Annotated in this window: 19 protein-coding genes; 13 read left to right on the top strand and 6 right to left on the bottom strand. The window is 69.0% G+C overall.

Features of this window, described 5'->3' with window-relative positions:
• A partial coding sequence (locus J2Z79_RS01365) for a group II intron maturase-specific domain-containing protein (protein WP_280953532.1) occupies positions 1-264 on the top strand: 264 nt, incomplete at its 5' end.
• Positions 265-413: 149 nt separating this feature from the next.
• Here the strand turns inward: J2Z79_RS01365 and gtfA are convergent.
• Entirely contained in the window at positions 414-1,883 is a 1,470-nt protein-coding gene (gtfA, locus tag J2Z79_RS01360; protein WP_209465036.1) for a sucrose phosphorylase, read from the bottom strand.
• 292 nt (positions 1,884-2,175) lie between these two features.
• On the opposite strand from gtfA, the gene J2Z79_RS19235 reads away from it, so the two are divergent.
• Both J2Z79_RS19235 and J2Z79_RS01350 read left to right on the top strand, forming a co-directional pair.
• Positions 2,176-2,457, top strand: coding sequence for a response regulator transcription factor (locus J2Z79_RS19235; RefSeq protein ID WP_209465062.1), 282 nt, complete (start codon positions 2,176-2,178; stop codon positions 2,455-2,457).
• Positions 2,458-2,470: 13 nt separating this feature from the next.
• Positions 2,471-3,628, top strand: coding sequence for a M28 family peptidase (locus tag J2Z79_RS01350; protein WP_209465035.1), 1,158 nt, complete (start codon positions 2,471-2,473; stop codon positions 3,626-3,628).
• A 43-nt stretch (positions 3,629-3,671) separates the two neighbouring features.
• Here J2Z79_RS01350 and J2Z79_RS01345 read toward each other — a convergent pair whose 3' ends face one another.
• A complete protein-coding gene (locus J2Z79_RS01345) occupies positions 3,672-4,754 on the bottom strand; it encodes a GTP pyrophosphokinase (protein WP_209465034.1) in 1,083 nt (360 codons plus the stop codon).
• Between the two features lie 410 nt (positions 4,755-5,164).
• Here J2Z79_RS01345 and J2Z79_RS01340 point away from each other — a divergent pair, with 410 nt between their 5' ends.
• The 4 genes from J2Z79_RS01340 (at position 5,165) to J2Z79_RS01325 (ending at position 8,759) form a co-directional block, all read left to right on the top strand.
• The gene (locus tag J2Z79_RS01340) at positions 5,165-5,716 is read left to right on the top strand and encodes a hypothetical protein (RefSeq protein ID WP_209465033.1); all 552 of its coding nucleotides are present in this window, start codon (positions 5,165-5,167) and stop codon (positions 5,714-5,716) included.
• Positions 5,713-7,242: an AAA family ATPase gene (locus J2Z79_RS01335; RefSeq protein WP_342589392.1), complete on the top strand. Its 1,530-nt coding sequence runs from the start codon at positions 5,713-5,715 to the stop codon at positions 7,240-7,242. The genes J2Z79_RS01340 and J2Z79_RS01335 overlap by 4 nt, the downstream gene beginning before the upstream one ends.
• A gap of 314 nt (positions 7,243-7,556) precedes the next feature.
• Entirely contained in the window at positions 7,557-8,078 is a 522-nt protein-coding gene (locus J2Z79_RS01330; RefSeq protein WP_209465032.1) for a hypothetical protein, read from the top strand.
• 39 nt (positions 8,079-8,117) lie between these two features.
• A complete protein-coding gene (locus tag J2Z79_RS01325) occupies positions 8,118-8,759 on the top strand; it encodes a hypothetical protein (protein WP_209465031.1) in 642 nt (213 codons plus the stop codon).
• Here the strand turns inward: J2Z79_RS01325 and J2Z79_RS01320 are convergent.
• Genes J2Z79_RS01320 through J2Z79_RS01305 form a run of 4 tightly spaced genes read right to left on the bottom strand, consistent with a single transcriptional unit; the run spans position 8,714 to position 13,977 of the window.
• Positions 8,714-9,871, bottom strand: a complete 1,158-nt coding sequence (locus J2Z79_RS01320; protein ID WP_209465030.1) for a GerAB/ArcD/ProY family transporter — start codon at positions 9,869-9,871, stop codon at positions 8,714-8,716. The genes J2Z79_RS01325 and J2Z79_RS01320 overlap by 46 nt on opposite strands.
• 53 nt (positions 9,872-9,924) lie before the next feature.
• Positions 9,925-11,061 carry a GerAB/ArcD/ProY family transporter gene (locus J2Z79_RS01315; RefSeq protein WP_209465029.1) on the bottom strand — a complete coding sequence of 379 codons (1,137 nt, stop codon included), beginning with the start codon at positions 11,059-11,061 and terminating at the stop codon, positions 9,925-9,927.
• A 28-nt stretch (positions 11,062-11,089) separates the two neighbouring features.
• On the bottom strand, positions 11,090-12,265 hold the full coding sequence (locus tag J2Z79_RS01310; protein ID WP_209465028.1) for a Ger(x)C family spore germination protein: 1,176 nt from the start codon (positions 12,263-12,265) through the stop codon (positions 11,090-11,092).
• Entirely contained in the window at positions 12,262-13,977 is a 1,716-nt protein-coding gene (locus J2Z79_RS01305; RefSeq protein WP_209465027.1) for a spore germination protein, read from the bottom strand. Before J2Z79_RS01305 ends, J2Z79_RS01310 begins: the two co-directional genes overlap by 4 nt.
• A gap of 122 nt (positions 13,978-14,099) precedes the next feature.
• Between J2Z79_RS01305 and J2Z79_RS01300 the strand changes: the two genes are divergently transcribed.
• From J2Z79_RS01300 to J2Z79_RS01275, 6 genes are all read left to right on the top strand, one after another.
• Positions 14,100-15,392 (top strand): competence/damage-inducible protein A, encoded by a 1,293-nt coding sequence (locus J2Z79_RS01300; protein ID WP_209465026.1) that lies wholly within the window; start codon positions 14,100-14,102, stop codon positions 15,390-15,392.
• 185 nt (positions 15,393-15,577) lie between these two features.
• Positions 15,578-16,789: an ROK family transcriptional regulator gene (locus J2Z79_RS01295; protein WP_209465025.1), complete on the top strand. Its 1,212-nt coding sequence runs from the start codon at positions 15,578-15,580 to the stop codon at positions 16,787-16,789.
• A 30-nt stretch (positions 16,790-16,819) separates the two neighbouring features.
• Positions 16,820-17,830: a type I glyceraldehyde-3-phosphate dehydrogenase gene (gene gap / locus J2Z79_RS01290; RefSeq protein WP_209465024.1), complete on the top strand. Its 1,011-nt coding sequence runs from the start codon at positions 16,820-16,822 to the stop codon at positions 17,828-17,830.
• Between the two features lie 66 nt (positions 17,831-17,896).
• Positions 17,897-18,277, top strand: a complete 381-nt coding sequence (locus tag J2Z79_RS01285) for a methylglyoxal synthase (protein ID WP_209465023.1) — start codon at positions 17,897-17,899, stop codon at positions 18,275-18,277.
• 26 nt (positions 18,278-18,303) lie between these two features.
• Positions 18,304-19,173 (top strand): class II fructose-bisphosphate aldolase, encoded by an 870-nt coding sequence (locus J2Z79_RS01280; RefSeq protein ID WP_209465022.1) that lies wholly within the window; start codon positions 18,304-18,306, stop codon positions 19,171-19,173.
• A 132-nt stretch (positions 19,174-19,305) separates the two neighbouring features.
• Entirely contained in the window at positions 19,306-20,889 is a 1,584-nt protein-coding gene (locus J2Z79_RS01275) for a DEAD/DEAH box helicase (RefSeq protein ID WP_209465021.1), read from the top strand.
• Positions 20,890-20,908 lie beyond the last annotated feature (19 nt).

The following is a 20,908-nucleotide window of genomic DNA, read 5'->3' as shown; positions in this document are numbered from 1 at the left end:
CGAGTGAGGGAACTCACGCCCCGGCAGACGCACCTTACCCTGAAGGAGGTAATTGCCAACCTCAACCCGCTGATCCGGGGATGGGGCAACTACTTCCGACTCGGGCACATGAAAGGACGCTTCGAGGTACTTGACCAGTGGATCCGGATGCGAATCCGGTCCATCTGGCTCAAACGAAAAGCACACCGTAGCTACAAAGCCAGCAGTGTGCTTTCGAATGAACGCCTGGAAGCTCTTGGGTTGGTATCCCTGCTTACCCTCTAGCCCAGCAGGTGTGAAATCTGCACCCCGGTGACGGGGGATGACGACTCACTCCCTGTTGTAGGGCTACGACCGGCGGAAGCCGGATGCGGGAAAACTGCACGTCCGGTTTGACGAGGGGGCGTTGGCCGAAAGGCCAGCCCCTACTCTATTTACGCCCGCCAGCGTACTTCGCGCCCTGCGTCGTCCACGTAGTCGATCTCCGCCGACTTCGCCCGCAGGTCGACCGACAGCCTGCAGCGCCGGTCGCCCTGCGCCCACTGGAGCCGCACCTCATGGGCAGGGGCGTCCAGCACCCAGAATTCCCCGCCGAACGCAGGGTATTCGTTCCGGAAGCGGATCAGCCGGAAGAGCCGCTGCACAACATCCTTCTGCACGGCCTCGGCGATCTCGGCCAGAGTGTAGTTGTGCCGGTTGGCCGCACGGTAGTCGCCGGTGGCCAGCACGGCCTCCTCGTCGTTCTCCCCGGCCAGGAGGCCCACGTAGTAGACCTGCGGCACACCCGGGGCGAAGAGCTGGATGGCGCGGGCGGCGATGTAGGCGTCGTCGTCGCGGCCCAGCACCTGGTAGTAGGTGCCGCCGATCTGGTGCACGTCGAAGCCGCCCTCGCCCTTGTGCCGGTCACCGACGATGCGGCTCACACGGGAGCCCCGGGCGATGCAGGTCTCCACGACCTGCCGGGCCTCCGCCAGGTCGATGAGCCCCTCCAGGTCAGGCAGCACGGGGATGCCGTCGTGGCAGTCGAGCATGGTGAACTGGCGGTGCGGGCAGACCTTCAGGTACGACGCCAGCCGCTCCCCGGAGCCCGTCAGCAGGGCGGAGAGCACCGTGAAGGGGAGGACGAAGTCATAGACCCAGAAGCCGCGCTCGGCCAGCTTCCGCTGCAGCGGCAGGGGCGCGTGCACCTCCGGCAGGAGCGCGATGCCCAGGGAGTCCGCCAGGCGCTTGATCTCGTCCAGCACGTCCCAGATCTCGGGCTCGACGAAGAAGCAGCTGGTGCCCAGCTTCTTCACCACGTAGCCCACGGCGTCGAGCCGCACGATCTTCACGCCGTTGGCGGAGAAGCGCGTGAACCAGTCCCGGAGCAGCTGCCAGGTCAGCGGCGAGCGGAGGTCGAGGTCGATCTGCTCCGAGGGGTCCTCCTTGCCGAAGGTGGTCCAGACCGAGATCTGCTCGCCCGTGTCCGCGATGGTGAAGGTGGAGTATGGCCGGGGCCGCCGGAGGAACATCCGGTCGATGTCGGCCTGCACGGGCCTGCCGTCGGGCCAGATCTTCTCCAGCGTGATGAAGAGGTCGGCCCACCGGGACGCGCGGCCGTGCCGCAGGAAGTCCTGGAAGTAGGGCGACCGCTGGGAGATGTGGTTGACCATCACGTCCACGAGGATGTCGTGGTGCCGGCCGATCGCCCGCACGTCGTCCCAGGTGCCGAAGGCGGGCTCGATCTCGCTGTAGGTCAGCGGGGCGAACCCCCGGTCGCCTGAGGAGGGGAAGGGGGGCAGGATGTGCACCCCGCCGCCGAAGAGGCCGGCGAGGTGCGTTTGAAGCACGTGGTTCAAGGCCTTGAGGTCGCCGCCCAGCGAGTCCGGATAGGTGATCAGTTGCACTCGGTTTTTCACAGGCATCGATTGCTGCTCCCTCGCGAGTTGCTATTAGGAAACAGTATAGCGCATACCTCGGGTTGCGGAAGGGCCCCCTGCGCGATGGAACCCGGGTTCTGCGTGCAGCCTCGCAGATCCCGAAGGCTGCGGACGTCTTAGACTTCAGCGGTCTGATGGCAATCCTCACGGCCGGGTCCATGGCCTCACGATCTGACTGCGGCGGACGGTGTGAACGAACGCTGATCATGCCGAAGAAGGCGGCCGTCAGGACGGGCAGGAGCAGCGCAAAGAGGAGTGCCATCCAACCACGGCGAAACTGTCGGGCAGTTGCCGTGTAAGTCGCTGCCAGCGCCTGCATCACGCTGCGCCTCCCCCGTCAGCCTGGAGCCGCCGGCCTCCCCGCTCTCGGACCGGGAGGAAGGTACTCCGCCTGGCCGCCGTTGGGCGCCGGGCCAGGGAGATCGCCGAGCAGCGCCTCATCACGGAGCGCACGGTGAAGGCGCACTTCACCGCGATCCTCACCAAGCTGAACGCGAGCCGCCGGGCCACGGAGATCGCCCGCGCGCCGGCGCAGGGACTCATGGGGTCCGCACGCTGAAGGGAGTGGTTGCATGAACACGGCATGGACGTACCTGGAGAAGCTCACCCGCTACCCGCACCGGGCGGTGGGGAGCCGGGAGGAGGCGGCCGCGGCCGAGGAGGCGGCGGGCTGGCTGCGCGCCATGGGCTACAGCGTGGAGGTGCAGCGGTTCCGCGCCCCCCGCGACACGCTCTACATCGGCCCGGCGGTCATCATGGCAGGGTACCTGGCTGCGGGGGCCCTCTCGTGGTGGCATCAGCCGTACATCGGCGTGCTGCTTGCCGTCGTGCTGCTGATTCCCCTGGTGGGTGAGATGTCGGGCAAGGGGCTCGACCTCGACGCCTACACGCCCAAGGTCACCTCCCAGAACGTGATCGCCCGCGCCCCCGGACGGGGCGACGAGCGGCTGACCGTGGTGGTCTCGGGCCACCTGGACACCCAGCACGCCACGTGGCTCTTCCACCCGCGGATCTCGCCCCACGTGCAGACCTACCTCAACCTGGCCTACGGGTCGCTGGGCGTCATGTTCGTCGGGCTGGTGCTCCGTGCGGCGCTTCCGTCGGCGGGCTGGCCGCGTCTGCTTCTGGCCGCGGGCGGCGTGCTGCTGGCGCTGCACGTCGCCTTCCTGCTCGCCTGCGCCTTCAGCGGCGGCTACATCAACGGGGCCAACGACAACACGACGGGCGCGGCGCTCACGCTGGCCCTGGCGGAGCACTTCGCCGCCAACCCGCTGCCCGGGGTCCGCTTCCACTTCGTGCTCACCGGGGCGGAGGAGGTGGGCACCCGCGGGATGAAGGCGTTCCTGCGCCAGCACCGCTACGACCCGGCGACCACGTACTTCATCAACCTGGACAACCTGGGCGGCGGCACCCTGACCTACCTGGAGGGCGAGGGGATGACGATCTACCACCGCTTCGGCGCCGACCTGGTGAGCCTCGCCCGCACCATGGCGGCCGAGCGGCCGGGCCGGGTGAAGGCGAAGCCCAACCTGCTGCTGCCCACCGACGCGATGATCCCCGCCGCCCAGGGGTACCAGGCGATCAGCTTCCTGGCCTTCCAGGGCGACGGATCGCTGCCCAACTACCACTGGTACACCGACACAATCGAAAACGTCGACCGTGAACTGGTGGAGTTCGCCGAGGGGTTCATGAAGGAGTACATCCGGCGGCTGGTCGCCGCACGGGCATGAAAAGAGGCCAGGGCGGTCTGCCGCCCTGGCCTCCGTCGTTCACCTACACCCTGAGGGCCTCGCCCATCTCCTTGAGGAGTACCGCCCGCTCGTCGCGCACCGCCGGGGCGCCGATGTTGAACCGGTCCAGCAGGGTCCGGATCTCCGCCAGCGAGCTGAGCCGGCCGATCAGCACCTGCACCAGCAGGCTGAGGCAGCTGCCCCGCGACATCGGCAGGCCGCGCCGGCGGTCGTCGCGGTAGATCTGGCGCGCCAGCGACCGCACCAGCTCCTGGGACTCCTCCAGGGCCGCCTCCAGGTCCTTGATGTTCTTCACGCCCAGGTGCTGCAGCTCCTCGACCCGAGCCTCAAGCACGGCCCTGGTGGGACCCATCAGCGGGCGGGAGCGCATCTGGGAGATCTCCGCATCCAGGGCCTGCACCAGCGGGCTGTTCCGGATGAACGTCTCCAGCGAGATCGGGTCCAGCGCGACGCTCTCCGGGTTGCGCTGCAGCTGGGCCACCACCCGGGTGGAGTAGAGCGTCAGCTCGTCCCGCAGAAGCATGAACTGGTCGTCGGCCAGCTCCAGCAGGCCGGCCAGCATCGAGAAGCGCCGCCGGAGGCTGTTGGGGATTCCGCCCGCCACCTTGTAGCCCAGGTCGTGCTCGATCTCCGCCCAGGCGTGCTGCAGGATGGAGCGCACCTGGATCTCGCAGCGCAGGCCGGCAAACTGGGCGTACTCGGGCTGCGCCAGCATCTCGGCGGGCAGAGAGCAGACCCGGTGGACCGATGAGTAGCCGAACCAGTGCGGGTCGTAGGGACGCTTGTCCTCGGAGTGGTCCAGGTCGACGTCCAGGTGCCGGTCGATCACGCGGACCACCCGGTCCACGTCGTCCGCGAAGTTGGTGACCACACGCAGGCCCAACAGGTCGGTTACCTCGGTGAGGTGCTCGTAGTCCTTGCCCGGGCGGGTCAGTTTCTCGGCCAGCGCGTCCGGGTCCTTGACGCGGTAGGTGATGGCGTTGATCGGGATGTTCCGCTCGCTGAGCAACGTGGTGAGCACCCGTTGCATGCACTGGCCGAACGCATGGTAGAGGGGCTGTTGCGACCGAAAGGCTTCCACCCATTCGCGTTGCTTGCCGTTCATGAGCTGCATCACTCCTCCACGCATCCGAGGTCCGCCAGTGGATGAGATTCACCAATATTGCCGAGACTCCTGCGCGCAAAAAGGGGGCGGTCCGATCTGGACCGCCAGAGTAGAAATAACACACAGAGGGGGTTCAACACAGCTTCAGTGTACCGTACCCGCGTTACAGGTCCGTAACAGAATCGCGACAAGCTCATGAAGTAACCTATGAACTGTTCGCGGCGTGTGAAACTGTTCGCGGCCCGCCCAGGCGCTGACTGCGACCGCAGAAAGTACCAGCCAATCCCGAAAGGGCTGCATGCTATACTGTTGATGTTCTCGAACATACTTGCGCGTTGAAGTACTTGGCGGCCACGAAGGGCGACTTCGTGGCTGCGATTTCTCCGCGGATCTCGAGGGGGGGTTCGGATATGAATCTGCGCCAACTGCGTTGGCCTGTAGTTCTGGCTGCGCTGGTGGTGACGCTGGGCGGGCTGTTCGGCGGCGGGCACCTGGTGAGGAGCCGCACGGTCGACCAGCCGCTGGCCGCTGCGCTCTCGGGCGTGGACGGGCTTGAGTCCTACCGGGTGGAGCGGGTTGGCGACATCCAGGAGATCGTCCTCCTTCCGGGCCCGGGGGCGGACCTGAAGGAGACTTACCGCGCGGCGGAGCGGCAGGTCCGCCAGATTCTGAAGGACGCCCCCCACGCCATCGTCGTCGCCGACCGGCGAGGCGAGAGTCTCTCCGCCGTGGCAGATCGGCTGGACCTGTACGTGGCGGAGGGCGTGGCGACCGGCGCCTATGCCGCGATGGCCGACCGGATCGCGGCCGAAGTGGCCCCGATCGGGGCGGAGGCCGAGGTCGCAGTGGACAGCCTGCGGGTCTACGTGGCCGTGCGGCTCGGCGATGAGTACCTGTACAGCGTGGTCGACCGGCCCGCACAGCGGACGGGCGCGGCTGCCGGAGGGGGTGCGGGCCAGTGAGGAACTTTCCCGTGAAGGAGGTCGCCCTGGGCGTCTCCGCCGCGCTGCTGGCCTACCTCGCGGTCAGCGGCGTCAACGTCCTCCCCGTGCTCTTCCTCGGCGGCCTCGTGCTGCTGCTCTACCAGACGGGGAGCCTGCGGAACCCGTCGGCTGCCCGGGTGGCAGCAGCCACTGCCGTCACCGTCCCCGACGTGCGCTTTGAGGACATCGGCGGGCAGTCCGGGGCGAAGAAGGAACTCCAGGAGGCCATCGAGTTCATCCGGAACCGGGAGCAGATCGCCCGCATGGGCATCCGGCCGCTGAAGGGCATCCTGCTCACGGGGCCGCCCGGCACGGGCAAGACCCTGCTGGCCAAGGCGGCCGCCCATCACACCGACTCCGTCTTCCTGGCGGCATCGGGCTCCGAGTTCGTCGAGATGTACGCCGGCGTCGGCGCGCAGCGGGTGCGCGACCTCTTCCGCCGGGCCCGGGAGACCGCCCGGAAGGAGCGCAAGGGCTCGGCCATCATCTTCATCGACGAGATCGAGGTGCTCGGCGCCCGGCGGGGCTCGCACAGCAGCCACATGGAGTACGATCAGACCCTGAACCAGCTCCTCACCGAGATGGACGGCATCGCCGTCGACGAGGAGGTGCAGGTGCTGGTAATGGGCGCCACCAACCGGGTGGATATGATGGACCCCGCGCTGCTGCGACCGGGGCGCTTCGACCGCACGGTGAGCGTGGACCTGCCGGATAAGGAGGCGCGCCTCGCCATCCTGCAGCTCCATACCCGGCAGAAACCGCTGGGCGCGGACGTGGACCTGGAGGCCATCGCCCGCCAGACCTTCGGCTTCTCCGGTGCGCACCTGGAGTCGCTGGCCAACGAGGCCGCGATCCTGGCGCTGCGCGAAGGCCTGGACGAGGTGCGGCAGCGCCATTTCGTGGAGGCCGTCGACAAGGTGATGCTGGGCGAGAAGATCGACCGCAAGCCGACGCAGGAGGAGAAGCGCCGGGTGGCCGTCCATGAGGCCGGCCACGCCCTGGTGGGCGAGTGGGTCGAGCCCGGCTCGGTGGCCACGGTGACGATCACGCCGCGCGGGCAGGCAATGGGCTACGTCCGCACCGGCCCCACCGACGACCGGTACCTGTACACCCGGCCCATGCTGGAGGGGCGCATCCGGGTGGCCCTGGCCGGCTTCCTGGCCGAGGAGCTCGTCTTCGGCGAGGCCTCCACCGGAGCTTCCAACGACTTCGAGCAGGCGACGCGGCTGGCGCGGCACATCGTCCACGCCGGGCTGAGCCCGCTGGGGATCGTCGACGCCCAGCACTCGGGCGGCGAGCTGGAGAGCGCGGTCGTCCGCCAGATCATCGCCGACCAGCGGGAACAGGTCACGTGGTTCCTGGCCGAGCGCCGCCCCGTGCTCGAGCAGGTGGCGGACACCCTGGTGGACGTCGAGGTCATCGACGGCGACCGGATCCGGCAGATCCTGGCCGACGCCCCGCCCCTGCCGCCGATCCACGGCCCGGCCCTGCCAGAGAGCGCATGACGCTCTCGTACATGACGGCTCCACACGCGGAGCGGCACCTGCAGGTGCCGCTCCGCCGCGCGTGCCCATTGTGGCCCGCTGCCCGTGGTGGAGAACGGCCGCAGCTGTCAATGCACTTCCGGAGGCTGCCAGGGCCTGGGCGACTGCTCCCGGGCTCCACTGAAGTCGGGGGGCTGCCACTCGGGAGGCACATCGGGGCTGACGCCGGGGCTGTTGCCGCCCCAAGGCTGCGAAGCGCCGTCCGGCGACCTCTGCCACCCGGAACGCCAGCCGGCCCCCTGCTGCTGGGCCTTCCGCTGGTCGGGCCCCTGCGGTTGCCCCTGGACCTGCCGCTGATCCTGTCCCTGCGGTTGCCCCTGGACCTGCCGCTGATCCTCTCCCTGCGGTTGCCCATGGACCTGCTGCTGATCTGGACCCTGCGGCTGCCACTGACCCTGCTGTTGGACCGGGCCCTGCGGTTGGTCCTGGCGCCTCCCCTGGCCCTGCGCCTGGCCCTGGCCCTGCTGCACCTGGCCCTGCCGTGGATCCTGTCCCTGCTGTCTACCCGGACCCTGCTTCTGGCCCGGGGCCTGCCCGCGGGGCTGCCGCTGCCCGGCGCCGGCGCCGGTGACCTTCTCCCTGAGTCCGGCCTCGGCCCGGGCCTCCCGGAGCACCGCCTCCATCTGCCGCTGGATGCGCTGGGTCTCCTCCAGCACGGTCTTCAGCTGCTTCAGATTGGCCTCCAGCTCCTCGGCCAGCTCCTGCTTTGCGGCGTGCAGGGCCGTGAGGATGTGGGCGGCGGCGTCGCCGTACATCTCCGGGGTCGGGTACTGTTCCCGCTGCTCCGGGGGCTGTGAGCCGCCCTGATCGCGCTGCCGCTGCGGGGTGCCGCCGTCTTGCCGGCCACCCGACGGTTGCTGACCGGCGTCACCGGCCTGCCGGCCGCGGGACTGTTGCTGCCGGTCGCCACCGCCTTGCTGGTTGCCAGCCTGCTGCTGCTGGCCGTCACCGGCCTGCTGACTGCCGGCCTGCTGCTGGCCACCGGACCGCTGCTGGGAAGCGCCATCCTGCGGCTGACCCGCCTGCCGCAGACCGCCGCTATCCTGCGGACCCCCAGACTGCTGCTGACGAGCACCACCGTCCTGCTGGCCACCGGCCTGCTGTTGGGCACTGCCATCCTGCTGTCCGGCCCACTGCTGCTGATGAGCTCCGCCGTCCTGCTGGCTGTTCCCCTGAGGTCCGCCCGCCTGGTGCTGCTTTCCGCTGCCGTTCTGGGGACCCGCAGACTGCTGCTGGCTGCCCTGGTCCGGTGGGCAGGCCGACTGCTGCTGGTTGTCATCCTGCGGCCCAGCAGTCTGCTGCGACCGCGCGCCACCGGCCTGCTGGCCGCCCGCCTGATCGTTTCCGTCGCCGCCCGCAGGGCGCACGGACCTGCGAACCGGCAGATGCCGAGGGTTGCGCTGCATGTGACCGCCTCCTCCGTTGACTACGCCTATTGGCTCTGCTGCTGCGCATCAGGGCCCATCCCGCCGCACTGACGCCGCTGTCTCACCCAGGAAGCCGCCAGCAGCAGTGCGGGTACGCCCAGCCCGAGACTGAGCGAGATGGGCGTCCAGATGTTGATGGAGAACTGATCTAACCAGTTCAGGTTGGGGACCAGGCTCATCAGGATGTGAGCCGTCAGCCCCAGGGCCGGGAGGATCTGGCGCTGGTTCTTCAGCGCCAGGGCGCACCCGGCGCCGCTGGCCGCCATCCAGAGGTGCGCGGAGACCTTGACCAGCATGCCCACCAGCCAGATCGCGAACAGGAGCACGTCCAGCCGCTCGACGAACTCGCCGATCGCGATCTGCTGCACCAGGGAATAGATCGGAAAGGAGAACTGGGCGACCAGCTGGTGTCCGAAGACCGTGATGGCCAGGGCGGTGAAGGCCGTCAGCATCAACGCGGCCAAGCCGGCGCCCAGCACCAGCGAACGCCCCACTCGCTCCTCCCGGTCCACCAGCGCCGCCACCGCCAGGAAGGACCAGGACTCGGCGAACCAGCCCATGGCGGGCCAGCTGGCCTGCAGGAGCTGCAGTGGGCTCCGCTCGTAGAGGGGGAGGAGGCGCAGCGGGTGGATCAGCCCGGTGAGCGTCGAGATGCCCAGCAGGATGACCATTACGGTGGCGAGGGCAAAGAGGTACGACAGCCGCGCCACGACCTCCACCCCCGAATAGGCCCCGTAGAGGGTGACCAGCAGGAAGGGCACGGACAGCGCCCAGGCCGGCGTGGCCGGCAGGATGGCCACGGGCGTCACCTCTACCACGTCCCGCAGGGTGGCGGCGGCAACCACGACGCTGAAAACGGAGACCATGAGCCCGACCAGGCGCCCGAGGACCGGTCCCAGCAGGTGCCGGGTCATCTGGGCCAGCGTCTGGTGCGGGTGGCGGCGGACGAGCAGGCCGAGCATCAGCGAAACCGGGAGGGCGGACAGGAGGAAGGCCACGGGCGGAGCAAGCCAGGCGCCGCTGTGCCCGAACTTGGCCATGCTGGAGGGCGCGACGAGCACCGCTGCGGTGAAGTGCATCGTGTAGGCGAGGCTCAGCAGCTGCTGCGAGCTGATCCGGGCCAGACCGCCGGTGGAGCCCTGTGATCGGGACCCTTGCGCCATCTCGCCTCCTCCTCCGGGTGCGCCGCCCCTTGCGCGTAAACTGCCGCTGCGCATCAGGTGCTCATCTCCCCCCGCCGGCGCCGCTGCCTCACCCACGAGGCCAGCAGCAGCAGGCCCGGTACGCCCAGCCCGAGGCTGATCGACAGGGGGGTCCAGGCTTTGGTGGAGAACTCGAAAAGCCAGGAAAGGCTGGGAATCAGGCTCATCAGGATGTAGGTGGCGAGACCCAGGGCCGGGAGCAGCGCGCGCTCGCTCTTGATCCCCAGGGCGTAGCCGCCGCTGCTCATCGCCACCCAGAGGTGCGTGGACGCCTTCACCAGCATGCCCATCAGCCAGATCGCCACCATAAGCACATCCAGCCGTTCCACGAACTCGCCGATGGCGATCTGCTGCACGAGGGAGTAGACCGGAAAGGTGAACTGCGCGACCAGTTGGTGACCGAAGACCATGATGGCCACCGCCGTGAGGGCCATCAGGGTGAACGCTGCGAGGGCGGCGCCCAGCACGAGGGCCCGCCCCGCCTGCGAGCTGCGGTCCGCCAGCACGGCCAGGGGGAGGAAGGACCAGGCCTCTGCGAACCAGCCGATGGGGGCCCAGACGGCCTGCAGGAGCTGCCCGGGGGTCCGCTCCCAGAAGGGGAGGAGCCAGAGCGGGTTCATCATCCCGGCCAGGGTGGCGAACACGAGCAGGATGATGAGGCCCTGGCCGAGGACGCAGAAGTAGGCCAGGCGGGCGAGCACCTCCACCCCCGAATACGCCCCGTAGACCGCCACCAGCAAGAAGGGCAGGGCCAGCGCCCACGCGGGCGTGGCGGGCAGGATCGCCACGGGCGTCACCTCCACGACGTCGCGCAGGGTGAGTGCGGCGATGACCAGGCTGAAGACGGAAATCGCCAGGCCCAGTATGCGCCCGGGCACATGCCCGATGAGGCCGCCGCTCAGCTCCGCAAGCCCCAGGCCCGGATGGCGCCGAACCAGCAGGCCGAGCATCAGCGAGACCGGAAGGGCCGCGAGGAGGAAGGCCACGAGCGGAGCCAGCCAGGCGCCGCTGTGCCCGAACTTGGCCAGGGTGCCGGGCAGGACGATCATCGCTGCAGTGAAGTGCAGCGTGAAGGTCAGGCACAGGAGCTGATAGTGGCTGATCTGCGCCCGCGTACGGGCGCAGCCTGCGCTGCGGGGCCGCTCTGCCATGTCGCGCCTCCTTCCGGTGTGCCGCCGCTCACCCCTCGGGCCCCGAGCGGGCCTGCAGCGGGTCGCTCATCAGACCGCTGGTCTCCAGGTCCAGGTGCACCGTCACGGTGACCGGGCTCTGCCGCCAGGTCTTCCCCCATTTCTCCACGCCCACCTCATGCCATACCGCCGGGTGCAGGGCCCGGATGCGCTCGCCGAAGAAGAGCGGGTCGACCTCCGCCTCCTGGAGCTTGCGGATGACCCGGAGGGTCAGGTCGTGGAGGTCCTGCTCGGCCCTGGCCAGCAGCTCGGCCCGCACGGACTCCTGCATGAGCGAGCGCGGGCACTGCATCTCCGAGACGCGCAGCCTGCCGTGGAGCGCCACGTTGTAGGCGGGCTGCTTGCCCTGCAGGGTCACCCGGGTCCGCACCGAGGCTCCCGTGATGCGGAAGGAGACGTCCTCGGCGCCAGGCTCCTCGCCGCAGGGGACGGTGATCACGCCTTCCCGGCCGTGCCCGCGCAGCCACTTGATCGCCCGCACCTCCTGCGCGTCCAGGTAGAGCGCCACCCGGTCCCCCCGCAGGATGGCGGCGCCGCCGAGGTGCGCCAGGTACTTCTGCCCCAGCTGAGCGGCATCGCTGCTCTCCACCAGCTCCACCACGGGAAGCATCGGTGAGCGGTAGTCCGTGGCCAGGGCGGAGAAGAACTCCCACAGGCGCATCTCAAGCCCGACGCGCGCCTGCGCGATCTCCGTCAGCGACTTGCTGACCAGCGCCTCCATGAGCGGCTCGGTCTGCAGCAGCGTGCGCACCGAACCTCGGGCCATCATGATCATCCCCTGCAGCCTTACTTCAGGCGCCCGCAGGATGAAGTCCAGCGTGTCGCCCAGGCCGTGTTCTGCCAGCCGTTCCCCCACGACGACCAGCAGGGTGTGGGTGAGGTTGACCCGCCGGGGCAGGTGCAGCTCGATCTGGCGGAGGATTCCGGCGAAGCTGCGGCCCCTTTCGCTGACCACGATCGTCTTGGGCTGAGACCCGTTGCCCTGTTGCTCCTTGCCCCCTCCTGCGGCCCCGGGGCCCGCCACCGCGAGGGTGACCTCGTAGATGGCGGGCTCGACCATGTCGATGCCCAGGGCGATCACCAGGGCCACGTCATTGAGCTCCCTGCGGCTCCAGCAACCGGAGAGGAGCGGGAGAAGAATCAGGAGGGCGATGACGCGCTTCACTCGGACCCCCCTTCCCGCTGATGGGGTTCGGGCTGGGGCTTCTGACCCTTGGCCGCCCTCCGGGTGTCCAGCTGCTCGATCATGGCCGGGCGCCGGGTGTGTGCCCAGTGCGGCAGGCGGAGGATCGTGTCGTCGCGGTCGACGGGCAGCAGCGGGCCGAACGGGGCCAGGTAGGGAACGCCAAAGGAGCGGAGGCTGAGCAGGTGCATCAGGAGGGCGGCGCCGCCCAGCGTCAGCCCGTAGACGCCGTACGTGCCCGCCAGCAGCAGCATCGGAAACCGCAGGATCCGGATGGCCAGCGACGTGGAGACGTCGGGCAGCATCAGCGACGCCAGGCCCGTCACCGCCACGGTGATGATCATGGGGGCGGAGACGATGCCAGCCCGGATCGCGGACTCGCCCAGGATCAGGGCGCCGACGATCGAGACCGACTGCCCCAGCTGTGTGGGCATGCGCACACCGGCCTCGCGGATGATCTCGAAGCCCAGTTCCATGATCAGCGCCTCCAGCACGGCCGGGAAGGGCACGCCCTCCCGGGCCGCCATGATTGAGAGCAGCAGGTTGGTGGGGATCATCTCGCGGTGGAAGGTCGTCATGGCGACGTAGAGAGATGGGCCGAAGAGGGCGACGAACGCGAACACGAGCCGGAGGATGCGGAGCAGGAAGACCGCCGGAAAGCGCTCGTAGTAGTCCTCGGGCGAGTGCAGCAGGTCGGCGAAGGTGGCAGGAGCGACCAGCACGTACGGGCTCCCGTCGACGATGACCGCACAGCGGCCCTCCAGGAGGCCGCCGGCCACCACGTCGGGCCGCTCTGTGGCCCTGATGAGCGGGAACATCGTCCAGGGCGTATCCTCGATGTATTCCATGAGCTGGCCGCTGTCGAGCACCCCGTCAACCTTCACCCGGCGGATGCGCCGCATCACTTCGTCGACCAGCGACTGCTTGCAGATCGTGGCGATGTAGGCGATGGCTACCCGGGTGTGGGTGAGCTCGCCGATGGTGATCAGGTCCAGGCGCAGGCGCGGGTCGCTGATGCGCCGCCGGATGAGGGTGGCGTTGACCTGCAGCGACTCGACGAACCCCTCGCGCGGTCCCCGGATGACCCGCTCGCTCTTTGACTCTTCGATTGCCCGCTTCGGCCCGCCGGGGAGGTTGATGGCCAGCGCCGTGTCCGACCCCGCGATGAAGACAAGCGTCCGCCCCTCGGCGATCCACTGCGCCGCCTGGTTGATGCTCCGAGTGTCGGTGGCATCCGGGGCGCTGGCCAGCCTGAGACGCACGTGCTCGGCCAGGTCGGTGCCTGTCGGGACCTGTCCCTGCGCCGGCTCCGGCGGATCGATGAGCCCCTTCAGGCTCCGCTCCAGAAGCTGGTCGTCGACCAGCGTCTCCAGGAAGACCGCCAGGGCCAAGGGACCGCCGCCGAGCTGCAGCTCGCGGTAGATCAGATCCTCGGACTGACCGAAGTAGAGGCCGATCACCGCCCGGACCTGCCCCAGGTCGCCGGGGACGGGCAGATGGCCGCTCCGCCGCAGCAACTCGAGGAGCTTGGTGCGGGCGTGCCCGGAACTGGCCGTCAGTCCGGCCAGACGTGCCTCTTCGGTCATGCCCAGGGAGCTCAGGTAGGCCGTGAGGTGCCGGGACTGTACGACCTCCCGCCGCTGCCGCAGGGAGCGGGAGGCGCCGCCGCTGTGCGCGGAAGCGCGATACCGCAACCTTCACCACCCCCGGATGCCGCTTGCGGTAGTATGCGCCCGCCGGATGGCACATCATGCCCGGCGCGCAGGAGAGGACCGGCAGCCCGGCGAACCCTCGGACGGAAGGGGATGGTGCGCGCGTGAACGCAGAGCTGGTATTCGTGGGTACCGAACTGCTCCTCGGCGAGATCCTGAACACCAACGCCCAGTACCTCAGCCAGCAGCTCTCGCTGCTGGGCGTGGACGTCTACCACCAGCAGGTGGTCGGCGACAACGCCGCGCGCCTCAGGGCGGTGCTCACCCAGGCCCTGGGCCGTGCGGACCTGGTGATCGCCTGCGGCGGCCTCGGCCCCACCGACGACGACATCACCCGCGAGGTGGCGGCGGAGGTTGCGGGCCGGGCGCTCAAGCTGGACGAGGGGCTGCTCCGGGGGCTCGAGGCGTGGTTCGCCACCCGCGGCCGGAAGATGACCGAGAACAACCGGCGGCAGTGCATGGTGCCTGAGGGGGCCAAGGTGCTGCCCAACGACCGGGGCACGGCGCCAGGGCTGATCATCCCGGCCCCGGGCGGGAAGGAGATCGTGCTGCTGCCCGGACCGCCGGGCGAGCTGCAGCCGATGTTCGCACGCCACGTCGTGCCGTACCTCACCGCCCGGAACGGCGGCAGGCCGATGCGCCTAGTCACCCGCACCCTGCGCTTCGTGGGCATCGGCGAGTCTGCCCTGGCCGACGGGCTGAAGGACCTGCTGGCCGGCCAGACCGACCCGACGATCGCGCCCTACGCCAAGACCGCCGAGGTCCACCTGCGCCTGGCCACCCGCGCCGCCGACCAGGCGGAGGGGCTGGCCCGCATCGCACCGGTGGAGGCGGAGATCCGCGCCCGGTTCGGCCGCTTCCTCTACGGGACCGACGACGAGGACCTGGCGGCCGCCGTGGGCCGGCTGCTGGCCGACCGGGGGCTCACGCTCGCCACGGCGGAGTCGTGCACCGGCGGGCTTGTGGCCAAGCGCATCACCGACGTGGCCGGCTCCTCGGCGTACTTCCGCATGGGCTTCGTCACCTACGCGAGCGAGGCGAAGGAGCGGTTCCTGGGCGTGCCCGCCGACCTGATCGCGGCGCACGGTGTCGTCAGCGAGCCGGTGGCCCTGGCCATGGCGCAGGGGGCCCTGGAGCGGGCGGGGGCGGACGTGGCCGTGGCCATCACGGGCGTCGCCGGACCGGGCGGCGGGACGCCGGAGACGCCGGTGGGCACGGTCTGCTTCGGCCTCGCCGCGCGCGGCGGGGCAGAGGACGGCCGCGGCGCGGGGGCGCTGCCCGGGGGGGCCTGGACGGAACGGCTGTGGCTGCACGGCGACCGCGAGGGGGTCCGGGAGCGGGCCGCGGTGCACGCCCTCGCCATGGTGCGCCGCTACCTCACCGGGCAGCTCGGATAGGGAGGCCGGAGGAAGGCGCCGGCCGGGTAAGACCTCCAGTGACGCTGTGCTTTGTTAAGCACTTTAACGGATCCACTTGACACCGCTCCCATGGATGCGGCAGAATAAAGACGGAAGCCGCTGGAAGGCGGCTCTCCGTTAGCCCACTTCGTTAAACATCTTTACGTAAGCTGGGGGTGTACGCTGTGCTGGTCGGACCGGAACTGATCCGGGCGATCAACAAGCAGCGGGTCCTGCGCCTCGTCCGCACAGCCGGCTCCATCTCCCGGGCCGACCTGGCCGAGCAGACCGGACTCACCCGGCCCACGGTCTCGGCCGTAGTGGCCGAACTGCTCGCCGAGGGCTGGGTGGAGGAGATCGGCACGGGCGAGTCGTCGGGCGGCCGTCCCCCGATTCTGCTGCGCTTCAACCCCAGGGCCCGCTGGGTGATCGGCGTCGAGCTCGGCGCCGGCCACGTGCGGGCGGTGCTGGCCGACCTGGCCGGCACCGTGGTTCACCGGGTCAAGGAGAGGGTGCAGTCGGCCGACCCCCTCTCGGAGGTCGGCCGGGTGGAGCGGGCCGTGCAGGAACTGCTCGGGCGGATCCCGCAGACCGGGGCACCGGTGCCGGTGGCCGGTGTCGGCGTGGGCATCACCGGTGTGGTGGACGCCGCCAGGGGCACCTGGCGCTACTCGCCGCACTACCAGGTGCGCGACCTGCCCGTCGGCGAGATCCTGCAGGAGCGGCTGGGCCTGCCGGTCTGGATCGAGAACGACGCCCGGGCCATGGCCTGGGGCGAGCGCTCCTTCGGCTGTGCCCGGGGTGTGGACAACCTGGCCTTCATCCGGGTGGGCGTGAGCATCGGCGCGGGCATCATCATCAACGGCCAGCTCTACGGCGGCGCCCACCAGGGCGCGGGCGAGATCGGCCACACCATCGTGGTCGAGCGCGGGCCCCGCTGCCGGTGCGGCAGCGACGGCTGCCTGGAGACCGTCGGCAGCGCCCTGGCCATCGCCCGCCGGGCGGTGGAGCGCATGGCCGCCGGCGAGGAGACCGCGATCCGGGACCTGTGCGGCGACGATCCTTCCCGGGTCATCGCGACAACGGTGATCCAGGCCGCCGATGCGGGCGACCGCGTGGCGCAGGAGATACTAGCTGAGGCCGGCCATTACCTGGGTCTGGGCATCGGCTCCATGATCAACCTGCTGAACCCTGCTATGGTCATCGTGGGCGGCGGCACCAGCCGGGCGGGCGACCACCTGATCAGCCCCCTGCGGGAGTCCGCGCTGGCCCGTGCGCTGCCAACCCTGCGGGAACGGGTGCAGATCACCCGGACCGCGCTGGGCGAGGATGCTGGCCCGCTGGGCGGGGCGGCCCTGGTCATCGAGAATCTCTTTCGCTCCCCCAACGTGGAATAGAAGCTGCTGCAAGAGGAGGAGGAACCTTCGATGACGATTCGGATCGGTATTAACGGTTTCGGCTCCATCGGTCGGCGTGTGCTCCGCATCATGCTGAAGCGGTCTGACATGGAGGTCGTGGCGATCAACGACCTGACCCCGCCGGCCACCTCGGCCCACCTGCTCAAGTACGACTCGAACTTCGGTATCCTGGACGCTGACGTCTCCGCCACCGAGAACAGCATCATCGTGAACGGCAAGGAGATCCGGGTCTACGCCGAGAAGGACCCCGCCCAGATCCCCTGGAAGAACCACGGCGTCGACATCGTGATGGAGTGCACGGGCCGGTTTACCAACAAGGAGGCGGCCGAGGTGCACATCACCTCCGGCGGCGCCAAGAAGGTGATCATCTCGGCCCCGGCGAAGAACGAGGACATCACCATCGTGATGGGCGTCAACCAGGACAAGTACGATCCCGCCAAGCACCACGTCATCTCCAACGCCTCCTGCACCACCAACTGCCTGGCGCCCGTGGTCAAGGTGCTGCATGAGAAGTTCGGCGTGGTCAAGGGCATGATGAACACCGTCCACTCCTACACCAACGACCAGGTCACCCTGGACTTCCCGCACAAGGACCTGCGCCGGGGCCGCGCCGCCGCCCTCTCCATCATCCCCACCACCACCGGCGCCGCCAAGGCCGTCGCCCTGGTCATCCCCGAGCTGAAGGGCAAGCTGACCGGCTTCTCGCTGCGGGTGCCCACCCCGACCGTCTCGGTGGTCGACTTCACCGCCGAGCTGGCCACGAAGACCACCGCCGAGGAGGTCAACGCGGCGCTCAGGGCCGCGGCCGAGGGCCCGCTGAAGGGGATCCTCGCCTACGAGGAGGCGCCGCTGGTCTCCGTCGACTTCAAGGGCAACCCCAACTCCTCGATCATCGACGCCCCGTCCACGCTGGTGCTGGACGGCAACCTGGTGAAGGTCATCGCCTGGTACGACAACGAGTGGGGCTACTCCAACCGCATGGTGGACCTCGCAGCCTACATCGCCGGCAAGGGTCTGTAATGCTACGTCGCCGCCCCCCATCGCTGCGGTGGGGGGCGGAATCTAGTTTCGGGAGGAGGTATGCCGATGCGCATCGCCCTCATTGCACACGACAACCGCAAGCAGGACATGCTGAAGTACGTGGCGGAGCACAAGTCGGCCTTCGAGGGGCATGAACTGTTTGCGACCGGGACGACGGGGAAGCTGATCGCGGAGCACACCGGCCTGCAGATCCACTGCTTCCTCTCGGGACCGCTGGGGGGCGACCAGCAGATCGGCTCCCTGGTGGCCACCGGCCAACTGGACATGGTGATCTTCCTGCGGGACCCGCTCACCGCCATGCCCCACGAGCCGGACGTGCAGGGCCTCCTGCGCCTCTGCGACGTGCGCGACATCCCGGTAGCCACCAACCTGGGCTCGGCCCGCATGTTCGCCGACGACCTCATGCGCCTGAAGAACGTGAAGTAAACGTGAAGTCATTGGAGGTAAGCACCATGCCGCTTGTTACCCTGCGTGAAGTCTGCGCCGATGCCGAGAAAGGCGGGTACGCCGTCGGCGCCTTCGGCGTGCAGAACCTGGAGACCATCCAGGGCGTGATTGAGGCCGCGGTCGAGGAGCGCTCCCCGGCCATCCTGATCGTCTCCGAAGGCGCCATCAAGTACGCGGGCCTGAAGCCCATCACCGAGATCATCAAGGCGCTGGCCGAGCAGGCGCCGGTGCCCATCGTCGCCCACCTGGACCACGGCCCGTCCTTCGAGATGGCCACCCAGTGCATCGTGGCCGGCTTCAAGTCGGTGATGGTGGACGCCTCGCACTACGCGTACGAGCAGAACGTGGCCATCACCCGGCAGGTGGTCGCCATGGCCCACGCCGTCGGCGCGACCGTGGAGGGCGAGATCGGCAAGATCGGCGGCGTCGAGGAGAACATCGTCGTCAGCGACGCCGAGGCGACCATGACCGAGCCCGAGGAGGCGGCCCGGTTCGTCCAGGACACCGGCGTCGACGCGGTGGCCGTGGCCATCGGGAACGCCCACGGCCTCTACAAGGGCGAGCCGAAGCTGGACATCCCCCGCCTGAAGCGCATCCACGACGCCGTCAAGGCCGTTGCGCCCGACTGCTTCCTGGTGCTGCACGGCGGCTCCGGCACGCCCGACCACATGATCCGCGACGCGATCGCGGCGGGCGTTTCGAAGATCAACATCGGCACGGAGCTGAAGCTCGCGTTCGTCGAGGGCATCCGGGAGACACTGGAGAAGAAGCCCGGGGTGGACGACCCGCGCCACCTGGTGGCCCCCGCCCGCCAGAAGGTGAAGGAGGTCACCCGGGCGAAGATGCGCCTCTTCGGCTCCTCCGGGCGCGTCTGATGCCCAGCGCCCCGACGCTGAGGCCCGCCCCTGGAAATGTGAGTCTTCGAACATGGCTCTTCACTACCAGGCAAGGGTGAGGTAAAATGTATTGAACATGGGTGTAGGGGCCTGGGAATGAGGAGAGATGAGATGGCTGAGACCAAGTTGACGTTCCGGGACCTGGAACTTTCGGAGAAGGTGCTCAAGGCACTGGACGATATGGGGTTTGAGGAGCCCTCGCCTATCCAGGAGCAGGCGATTCCCTCGCTGCTCCAGGGCAGGGACGTGATCGGCCAGGCGCAGACCGGCACGGGCAAGACCGCGGCCTTCGGCGTACCGATCGTCGAACGCTGGGATCCCAAGCTGCGGGCCGTGCAGGCGATCGTCCTCACGCCGACCCGCGAGCTGGCGATTCAGGTGGCCGAGGAGATCACCAAGATCGGCAAGTACGCGCGGGTGAAAACGATCGCCATCTACGGCGGCCAGTCCATCGAGCGGCAGATCCGTTCGCTCCGGTTCGGGGTCGACGTGGTCATCGGCACGCCGGGCCGCATCCTGGATCACCTGGGGCGCGGCACGCTGGACCTCTCCCAGGTGCGCATCGTGGTGCTGGACGAGGCCGACGAGATGCTCGACATGGGCTTCATCGACGACATCGAGAAGATCCTGCAGGCCACCCCTGCCGAGCGGCAGACCCTGCTCTTCTCGGCGACGATGCCGCCCGAGATCCGCCGGCTGGCCGGCCGCTACATGCGCGATCCCATCACCATCTCGGTGACGCCGCAGCAGCTCACCGTGCCGCAGATCGACCAGTACTTCTACGAGGTCCGGCCCTCGTTCAAGACCGAGGCGCTGACGCGCATCCTCGACATCGAGAACGTGGAGCGGGGCATCTGCTTCTGCCGCACCAAGAAGGGCGTCGACGAGCTGGTGGAGGCGCTGCAGGCCCGCGGCTACCAGGCCGAGGGCATCCACGGCGACATGAACCAGGCGCAGCGCAACCGCGTGATGAGCCGGTTCCGGGAGGGCTACATCGAGCTTCTGGTCGCGACCGACGTGGCGGCGCGCGGGCTCGACATCTCCGACGTCACCCACGTGTTCAACTACGATATCCCCCAGGACCCCGAGAGCTACGTCCACCGCATCGGCCGCACGGGCCGGGCCGGCCGCACCGGCACCGCCGTCACGCTGGTGACGCCGCGCGAGTTCCCGCAGCTCCGCCTGATCGAGCGGGTGATCAAGACGCGTCTGCAGCGCCGCCCGGTGCCGTCGCTGACTGACGTGGCCGAGAAGCAGCGGGAGCAGCTGAAGGAGAAGCTGATCAAGGTCCTCGAGGAGAACCAGCTGGGCGAGTTCAAGCAGATGGCCGAGGACCTGATGGCCGAGTACGACCCCAGCGACCTGGTCGCCGCCGCCCTGAAGCTGGTCTCCGGCGAGGGCAAGCCGTCCCAGGCGGCGGCCCAGACCGACTTCGGCGACACCGGCGCCGAGGCCGGTATGGTCCGCTTCTTCCTCAACGTCGGGCGGGCCCAGTCGATCCAGCCGGCCGACATCGTGCGCACCATCGCCCAGGAGGCCAACATCCCGGGCTCCGTCATCGGCCTGATCAACATCTACGACCGGTTTACCTTCGTCGAGGTGCCGAAGGATGTGGCCGGCCAGGTGATGCAGGCGATGCAGGGTGCGACGATCCGCGGGTACCAGGTGAACATCGAACCTGCCAAGCCGCGCTAGCGGGGCGGAACGCCGCGGC

It is taken from the genome of Symbiobacterium terraclitae, from assembly GCF_017874315.1.
GTDB lineage: Bacteria > Bacillota > Sulfobacillia > Symbiobacteriales > Symbiobacteriaceae > Symbiobacterium > Symbiobacterium terraclitae.
The sequence above is the reverse complement of the archived record's forward strand: the minus strand, read 5'-3'. Positions and strand labels throughout refer to the sequence as shown.